The organism is Kocuria marina (genome assembly GCA_014652975.1).
GTDB classification, from domain to species: domain Bacteria; phylum Actinomycetota; class Actinomycetes; order Actinomycetales; family Micrococcaceae; genus Kocuria; species Kocuria marina.
Window position 1 is genome coordinate 355,515 of the sequence record BMZV01000002.1, and the last position, 8,527, is coordinate 364,041.

Here is an 8,527-nt window from a genome sequence, read left to right on the forward strand (position 1 = left end):
TTCAGTGCGAACAAGCTCGGACGCTCGGTACTAGACAGTGACGTGGGCAATGGGATCTCCGAATCCCTCGACCCGCCCTGTGGCCAGGAACGCCTCGTCATGCACCTTCCAGGTGTGCTTCTGCCGGCCTCGTAATTGGCAGAAGTTGAAGCGATCGGCCGAGTAGATCACGCCACCTGCGGCCCGAACGTCTTTCAGGAAGGTGGAATCCTCCCCGCGAGTGCGATCGCCGAACGGGTGATCGAGGAACACTTGCCGGTCTGCCGTGATCGTGGGTCCGATGATGCCGTCCACGAATCGATGCTCCTGGTCCGGCTGGCGACGCAGGATGATGTCGCGGTTCGCAAGGTGCATGTAATGCGCGGCCTTTCCCACAACGTCCGCGCGGCTGTGAAACTTGGCACGTAGCAGGTCCTTCAGGTATTGGGGACCGTAGTAGTCATCGTCGTCCATCTTGGACAACACCGATCCATCGGCGATCGCGGCCCCCTCGTTGAGCATGTATCCGAGGGACCGGTCTGCGGCCACGGTGTGCTGCACCACCTCAACACCCGCGACGTCACGCATCAGCGCCATGTCGTCGGTGGAAGGATCGAACCCGTGCGTCAGGAGGATCAACTGGATTTCGACGCCCTTTTGTTGTCCCACCATCTGCGCGATGTGCTCGAGTTGCTGGGGACGCACCGTGGGCACCAGGACACTCACCCGGGGCGTGGTGAGAGGACGGTGCTTATCCGGGACGAGCTGCTCGAGAATGGCTTCCGCACGGTGCGCATACGTGTGGCGGTCCCAGATCTTGCGCTGGGCGCGGTGAACCATGCGGTCTCGCAACTCGGGTGACTGCACGAGTGAGCGCAGGTGATTCTCCGCTTGTTTGCGCGAACTGGCCATGAGGATCTCGTCTTCCGCGAAATACTCGCGGACCGCCGCGGACGGTGTGGTGACCACGGAGGTGCCACACGCGGTGATCTCGAAGAGTCGCCGGGCGCACATGGTTGGTGAATTGGTGACCGTGTTGACGTTGAGGAATACCTCGTATGCCCTGTACGCGCGGAGCATCCGGTCGTAGGACAGCGATCCTACGACGTGCTCCCCCAGCTCTCCGGGGAATTGGTACTTCTCGATCTCGCCCAGGTACCGGGAGAAGATCTCCAGTCGGTCACCGGTCTTCTTCTCCGCGTCTATGGCCCCTCCGAGCAGAAGCTTCATTTGATCTCGCCGCTGCGGGAACTTGTGGGCGAAGTACATTCCGCCGAAGGCCACACCCCGCACGTCGCGCTCCACGCCGTTCCTGGCCGGGCTGTGAATCTCGGTCTGCGCCGCGAAAGGCATCACGGCCACCGCATCATGGCCGAGATCCTCGCGGTATTTGGGGATCTTGTTGGAATCGGTGGTGAGAACCAGATCGAAGAGCCCCGCAGAACCCACGAAGTCGGCGTAATGGGGCGGGTCCTCCTTGTTCCAGAACACCGTGGGTATCCCGGATGCCCGACACCACACGACCAGGTCGCGAAGTTCAGGACTGTAGGAGCGTTGTTTACCGATCAGCCGTGCCCATTGGTCGCCGTTGCCGTGCCATGCGGATTCGACGAAGAGCACATCGATTTTCTGACCCTTCATCTGCGAGACCCAGTCATCCCGCCGCAGCCGAATGATGTTCCACTCGTGGGAAAAGGCATCTGCGGTGAAATCATCGAGTATCACCGCGGCGGTGATGTCCGGACGTCGGGGGCCGACCTCTCGAGGTTCGTAGGGCTCGAAGTCGACACGATGGGCGAGTTCGGGAGCCTTCGGTTTGGGGGGTTCCACCGCGGGAGTCACCTTGGTACGACGCATCTGCCACGAGAGGAGTTCGCTGGGGCCTCCCTGTCGGAAATGCCAGAGTGCGGTCCGCACCTCGGTAAGAGATTCCTGGCGACGCTGCCATTCCACCAGACCGGGTAAGCCCTTCGTGCGGAGGTGCCAGAGGCCTGCGCGTGCGGACTGAAACAGGGATGGGGGGTTCATGCGACGGATCCTTAGAACGCTACGGGGGGCTAGTGATCGCTGGTGTGAAGATTGATGTCGGTCAGAAAAACCTGTGCCGGGGAGCCTCTCCTCCACTGGCAGAGGCGGACAGCCACAATGGTCACGTCCGGTGGCGGAGTGAACTCCTGGATATATCGGGTATGCCCCTCGCGAAGAGGCAGATAGACGAATTGATGCACCAAGGGATCCGCGGACCATACCGCGGGTCCGATGGGCTGGGTGTAGGTGGTGCCGTCTCGTTCCGCCTCCACGGAGACCAGGAAGGACCGCAGCAAATGGGTGCCGCTCGCTCGCAAACCGGCATTCAAGGTGACGGGTCGTCCCGGCTGGGGATCGCGCAGCACGAAACGCGCGCCGTGGCCGCGTATGTCGATCTCGGTCGCGGCCTGTGGGCCGATGCCCCGCAGATTCGCGATGGCCTCGCTGAGCCCGCGCGCCGTTGGTTGGACGACCACCTCCCCCAGGCCCCGGGCCGACCGCGTCTCCCGCCCCCCACGAAGATCCGCGACGAGCTGATCCAGGAATAGCGACAACTCATGTCGTGGAGCGGGGGTGTGTTGGGGCCCCCACGTGGTACCCAGCACGGCCGTCAGAGGTCTGGGCGTGGCCAGTTCCCCCAGCCACGGGACGACGTGACTGTGAAGGTGCAGATCGTCGTTGACGTTGAGCAACAGGTACGTGTGCCGTGGCGTGTTTCGGCTCGGGGCGTCCCACAGTGTCGCGCGTGATTCCACATCACCGGGCGAGGGCAGGGGTGCGCCCGGATCCCGCCAACCGCCCAGCTCAAGCCACTTGCGGTACAGACTCGGCTCGTAGCGCTCGAGGCTGAGCTGCGGATTCGCGGCGACCACCACGGTGTCAGTCAGTAGCTCGCCCTGGGTGAGAGCCGCGAAACCGCCGGCGGAGCTCCCGAAGAGGATGACCGGCCCCCTGCACAATTGATCGAGGATCTTCGTCAGGAGCCGTGTCACTTCACAGGCCAGATCTACCTCGGGGGTACCGAGATACCAACCGATGCGCAGCTCCTCCGATGCGCGCAACAAGGCATCGTGGACGTGTACCCGATTGACGGGCCCACTTCGTGCCTCGATTTCATCCAGGAGGCCCGTTCCCTGGAAGTACGGCCGCGGGGCACCCGCCAAGGCCGCCCCGTTGAAGGTGACGAAAGTGACGTCGGCGCCTCGGTCGGCAACCAGCACGTCGGTGACGAGACCGTGTCCATGTTCCACGGAGTGCAAGCCGTCCGGAATGGATCGCGCCCGTACGAATGCATCCATGTCGCCGTACGAATAGTGCTGGCGCTGTGCTGTTCTGCGTGACCTTGCGCGTGTCATATCGGGGGCTACGACGTTACGCTGCCGCTCAGCGCCACAGCCCCTTCGTGTCCACCACGGCCTTGCCCTTGAGCGCGGTGGCCGGCAGGGTCTTGAACTCGTCGTGGTCCACGAGCAGCAGGACCACGTCCGCGCGCTCGATCGCGTCCTGGTAGTCCGCGAACTCCACATTCGCCAGGCCTTGCAGACCCTTCGGCAGCTGGGAGACATTCGGCTCCACGGCCAGGACCGTCGCGTGGCTCACGTGCTCGGCCAGGTCCTTGGTGATGTTCATGGCCGGGGATTCACGCAGGTCGTCGATGTTGGCCTTGAACGCGAGGCCCAGGGCTGCGATCACCGGGGACTCCACGTGGGAGCAGGCTTCCTCCACCTTGGAGATGACCCACTTCGGCTTCCCGTCGTTGACCTCGCGGGCGGTGCGGATCAGGCGTGAGTTCTCCCGGTCGGCGGCCACGATGAACCAGGGGTCCACCGCGATGCAGTGCCCGCCCACGCCGGGGCCCGGCTGCAGAATGTTCACACGGGGGTGGTGGTTGGCCAGCTCGATGAGCTCCCACACGTCGATGCCCAACGTGTCCGCGATCAGGGACAGCTCGTTCGCGAACGCGATGTTCACGTCCCGGAACGAGTTCTCCGTGAGCTTGGACAACTCCGCCGTGACGTCGTCCGTGGCGAGTAGTTCACCCTGGCAGAAGGACGCGTAGACCTCTTTGGCGCGGCGCGCGGCCTCGGGGGTGCTGCCGCCGATGATGCGGTCGTTGCTGACCAGTTCCTCGAGCGCCTTGCCCGGCAGGATGCGCTCGGGGCAGTACGCGAAGTACACCACGGGCTTGCCGTCTTCCCCGTCCAGGGACAGGTCAGGACGCAGCTCCATGATCTTGCGGGCCAGGGTCTGCGTGGTGCGTGGCGGGGAGGTGGATTCGAGGATCACGGTCTCGTCCCCGCGCAGCTGCGGAGCGATGGATTCGGCCGCGGAGAGGATGTAGGACAGGTCGCCCTCGTAGTTCTCCTTGAACGGGGTGGGCACCGCGATCACGAACGCGTCACCGTGCTGCATCTCGGTCGTCGCGGTGAGCTGGCCGCTGTCGATCGCCTTCTTGAGCTGCTCCTCGAGCCCCGGCTCCACGATCGTGACCTCGCCGCGCTGGATCCGCTCCACCGCGGAGGCGTTCACGTCCACGCCGTGGACCCGCACCCCGTGATTCGCCATGACCACGGCGGTGGGTAACCCGATGTACCCCAGCCCCACGAACACGACTTCCAACGGCTCACTCATTGACCCACCTCACCACGCGGTTGCTGGTTCGTTCCGATTGACCGGAACTTCCATTCATTTTCAACGTAAACATGCAGAATCCTTAGGATCATATCGTCACGTGACGGGTGCTGTCCCCGAACATGACGACACGTCCCGAGGCCAGCGCAGCGGCGTCGGACACTTGCCACGTGTGGCTGTCCGAGCCGCGGAACTGGATGAAATTGAAGCGGTCCGCCGAGTAGATGACGTAGCCGGCTTCGCGCACCGCGGCCAGGAAGGACGTGTCCTCCCCCGTGCTGCGCCGCTGGAACGGGATCTGCCGGAAGACCTCGCGGTAGCCCGTGATCGTGGGCCCCATGACGAAGTCCGTGTATCGGTGCTCTCGGTGTGGGAAGCGCACCAGGGTGGCGTCCTGAGACTCCACGTACATGTAGTGCCCCTGCTTGCCCACCACGTCCGCGTTCGCGTAACGCAGGGCGTCCAGGAGGTCGGCGAGGTAGCGCGGGGCGTAGTAGTCGTCGTCGTCCATCTTGGACAGCACGTCCCCGGTGGCGTGCTCGACCGCGAGGTTGAGGCACTCCCCCAGCGTGAGGGACGCGTCCGCGGCCACGGTGGTCACGCGCTGGATCCCGCAGTCCTCGACGACGCGCTGGACGTCCCGCGCCCGCGGGTCGAAGCCGTGGGCCACGAGCACCACGTCCAGCTCCACGTCCACCTGGGCCGCGATCCCGCGCAGGGCGTCTGGGAGTCGATGCGGGCGGTTGGTGCACAGCAACACGGTGACGCTGGGCCGGGTGCGGGCGACGGCGAGCTGCGGGACGGCGCGTTCCACGATCGTCTCCACGCGGTGCGTGTAGGTGTGCTGTGCCCAGATCTCGCGCTGCGCGCGGTGTACCATGCGATCTGCCAGTTCCGGGCTGCGCACGAGGGCACGGATGACGTCCGCAGCGTGCTCGCGGTCCGCAACAACGGACAGTTGGTCGTGGGAGAAATACCGTCGCACGGCCTCGGACGGTGTGGAGACCACGGGGGTGCCGCACGCGGTGATCTCGAAGATCCTCCGCGCGCACATGGACGGGGAATCCACGACCGAGTTCACGTTGAGGAAGACTCGGTACGCCTTGTAGGCGGTGAGCATCTGGTCGTAACCCAGCGAGCCCACCACATGCTGGTCCAGGGGCTCGGGGAACTGGTAGCGCTCGTCCTGGCCCAGGTAGCGGGAGAAGATCTCGAGCCCCCTGTCAAGTTTCGCCGAGGCATCATGTGCGCCGCCGAGCAGCACGTCCATCTGCTCGCGCCGCTCGGGGAACTTGTGGGCGAAGTACATCCCCCCGAAGGCCACGTCCCGCTCGTGGAACCCGTTGCGGGGCCGCGCGGGGTTGTGCACGGCGGGTTGCGCGGCAAAGGGTAGCACCCCCACGCGGTCGTGGCCCAGGTCCCGGTGGTAGTCGGGGATCTTGTTGACGTCCGTGGTGAAAACGGTGTCGAACAGTCGCGCGCACTCCAGGAAGTCGTCGTAGTGCGGCGGGTCCTCCTTGTTCCAGAACACCGTGGGGATTCCCTGCTCGCGGCAGTGGGCCACGAGCTCGCGCATCGACTCCTTCACGCCCGAGGTCCCGGTGAGTTGGTACTGCCACTCGTCCGCGTTGCCGTGCCACGCGGACTCCACGAACAGCAGGTCCACGGGCTGCGCAGCCAGTTCGGCGCGCCAGTTCCGCCGTGTGAGCACCACCTGGTGCCACTCGTAGTGGAAGGCACGCAAGGAGAAGTCGTCCAGGATCACCGCGGCGGTGAGGTCCCCGCGCACAGGTTCGCGCTCGGGCCACTCCTGCGCCGCGAACGAGACCGTGCGCTGCGCGCCGTCGTTCCCGGCGGAGGCGGCGTCGCGGCCGGCTCCGGTGACGACGGCGCTCGCGGACGGTCCCGCGGGCAGTCCCGCCCGGCGCCGGTAGGTCCGCCACTGGGACACCCCGCCGTGGCGCAGGTGCCACAACTGGGTGCGCAGATCACCGGTCAGCGAGCGGGGACTCACGCGTGCACCTCCCGCAGTTCGGTGCGCACGAGCCGATCCATCAGCTCGAACTTACGTTTGTGGGCGGCCAGGTTGTTGCCGGCGGCGAGCTGCTTCATGAACTGCTCGTACTCCTCCGTGACGGTCTCGGGGTCCCCATCCATGAGTGTGTCCCCCTGGTCCAGCCACACCACCCGGGTGCACATCTCCCGTACCTCGTTCATCGAGTGGGACACGAACAGCACACACCCGGCTTGTTCGCGGATCTGGGCCATGCGGGCCTGCCCGCGTTCGCGGAACTGGGCGTCCCCGGTGGACAGAGCCTCGTCCAGGATGAGGATGTGCGGGTCTGTGGCGGTGGCCACGGCGAACCGCAAGCGCGCGGCCATCCCGGAGGAGTACGCCTTCATGGGCCAGTGGATGGCTTTGCCCAGCGCAGCTACCTCCACGAGCTCGGGCAACAATTCGTCCACCCGGCGCGGGTGCATACCCTGCGCCAGGCAGCCCAGGCGGATGTTCTTCTCCCCGGACAGCGCCGGGACCAGGGAGACGTTGACCCCCAGTTTCACGGGGGTGTCCACTGAGTAGACCCGCCCCGACGTAGGATTCATCTGCCCGGCCACGATGTTCATGAGCGTGGACTTCCCGGACCCGTTGCGCCCGATGAAGCCCACGAACTCGCCCTGGCGCACCGCGAGCGTGACGTCGTGGACGGCCAGGTTACGCACGATCGGGGGCCGCCCGAGCGCTCGCCGGGCCCATCGCACCGGCGCGGAGACCGGGACCTCGTCCCCACCGCCCGTGGACGTGACGTTGTAGATCATGCTCACGTGGTCGATCACCACGGCGGGCCCGGCGCCGGGTTCCCGCGCAGGTGCGGGAGCGCCGTCGCCGGGGGCGGGCACACCGCTGAGGCGCTGCGCGGAAACGCCCGACATACCCGGGGCGTGCGACGCGACGTCGTCGTGCCTAGCGTTCATCCGCGTAGCTCTCCTCGTTGCGCCAGAACACGAGGAAACCGATGATCAGGATCCCGAGGGATGCCGTGACCAACACGGCCCATGAGGACCAGCTGGGAACCTGCGCGCGCAGCACCAGATCGCGGCTGATGTAGAGCACCTGGTACAGGGGGTTGAAGTGGAACAGGGCCAGAATGCGCTCGTCGTCCACGAAGCGGGAAGGGTCGTAGAAGATGCCGGACGAGTACATCCACAGCCGCATGACGAAGGACAGGATGTTGGAGACGTCCGGGATCCGGTGCACCGCCGGGGCCAGGAGCATGCCCAGTCCCCAGTTGAAGATGCTCTGCAGTACGAAGACGGGGATCAGCAGCAGCCACGTCCACGAGATGGGCTCCAGGGGCGGGACGATCAGCAGGAACACCAGGATCGCCGCGAGAGCGTAGAGCTGTGTCATGGCATCCCGCACCACGATGGACAGCGTGAGCGCAGCACGCGGGAACATGAAGCCGCGCACAAGCGCCTTGGCGGAGGTCATGGAGCGGGAGACGGAGACGACGGAGCGGGAACTGTACAAGAACATCGTGAGTCCGAGCACGATGAACGCGACGAAGTTGTCGATTCCCCGGCCGGTGCGCAGCAGCAGCCCGAAGATGAGATAGAACGTAAAGCCCAGTAGCAGTGGGTTGAGCACGATCCACGCCTTGCCCAGCAGGGTGTGGTCCTGGCTCACGGCCAGGCGGACGCGGGCGTCGTAAAGGATGAAGTGACGGGAGCCCCACAGGTCCTGGAGGTACTTACGCAAGGGCGGGCGGGCGCCCACGGCGTGCATCGCGGTGGGGTCGAAGGTCTCGACGGTGCGGTCCTCCGGTTGCCCGAGTCCCCCGCTGACCTGGGCGGTGTTGCTAGTCATGCTCCGGTCTCCTCGGGGGGGGGG

General features: G+C 65.6%; 6 protein-coding genes. All 6 read right to left on the reverse strand.

Annotation, left to right across the window (positions count from 1 at the left end; genetic code table 11):
* Positions 1 to 30: 30 nt before the first annotated feature.
* The 6 genes from IE157_RS06750 to IE157_RS06775 all read right to left on the reverse strand — a co-directional run bounded on the left by IE157_RS06750 (position 31) and on the right by IE157_RS06775 (position 8,503).
* Positions 31 to 2,007 (reverse strand): glycosyltransferase family protein, encoded by a 1,977-nt coding sequence (locus tag IE157_RS06750; RefSeq protein ID WP_193519503.1) that lies wholly within the window; start codon positions 2,005 to 2,007, stop codon positions 31 to 33.
* A 29-nt stretch (positions 2,008 to 2,036) separates the two neighbouring features.
* A complete protein-coding gene (locus IE157_RS06755; protein WP_193519504.1) occupies positions 2,037 to 3,305 on the reverse strand; it encodes a hypothetical protein in 1,269 nt (422 codons plus the stop codon).
* Between the two features lie 85 nt (positions 3,306 to 3,390).
* On the reverse strand, positions 3,391 to 4,638 hold the full coding sequence (gene wecC / locus IE157_RS06760) for a UDP-N-acetyl-D-mannosamine dehydrogenase (protein WP_193519505.1): 1,248 nt from the start codon (positions 4,636 to 4,638) through the stop codon (positions 3,391 to 3,393).
* 88 nt (positions 4,639 to 4,726) lie between these two features.
* Entirely contained in the window at positions 4,727 to 6,652 is a 1,926-nt protein-coding gene (locus tag IE157_RS06765) for a glycosyltransferase family protein (protein ID WP_193519506.1), read from the reverse strand.
* Entirely contained in the window at positions 6,649 to 7,611 is a 963-nt protein-coding gene (locus tag IE157_RS06770; protein ID WP_318281362.1) for an ABC transporter ATP-binding protein, read from the reverse strand. The genes IE157_RS06765 and IE157_RS06770 overlap by 4 nt, the downstream gene beginning before the upstream one ends.
* On the reverse strand, positions 7,601 to 8,503 hold the full coding sequence (locus tag IE157_RS06775) for an ABC transporter permease (protein WP_318281363.1): 903 nt from the start codon (positions 8,501 to 8,503) through the stop codon (positions 7,601 to 7,603). The genes IE157_RS06770 and IE157_RS06775 overlap by 11 nt, the downstream gene beginning before the upstream one ends.
* Positions 8,504 to 8,527 lie beyond the last annotated feature (24 nt).

Bases quoted from the DNA above. Each gene is read 5' to 3' on its own strand.
- IE157_RS06750 (WP_193519503.1), bottom strand. From the start codon at position 2,007: ATGAACCCCCCATCCCTGTTTCAGTCCGCACGCGCAGGCCTCTGGCAC.
- IE157_RS06755 (WP_193519504.1), bottom strand. From the start codon at position 3,305: ATGGATGCATTCGTACGGGCGCGATCCATTCCGGACGGCTTGCACTCC.
- wecC (WP_193519505.1), bottom strand. From the start codon at position 4,638: ATGAGTGAGCCGTTGGAAGTCGTGTTCGTGGGGCTGGGGTACATCGGG.
- IE157_RS06770 (WP_318281362.1), bottom strand. From the start codon at position 7,611: ATGAACGCTAGGCACGACGACGTCGCGTCGCACGCCCCGGGTATGTCG.
- IE157_RS06775 (WP_318281363.1), bottom strand. From the start codon at position 8,503: ATGACTAGCAACACCGCCCAGGTCAGCGGGGGACTCGGGCAACCGGAG.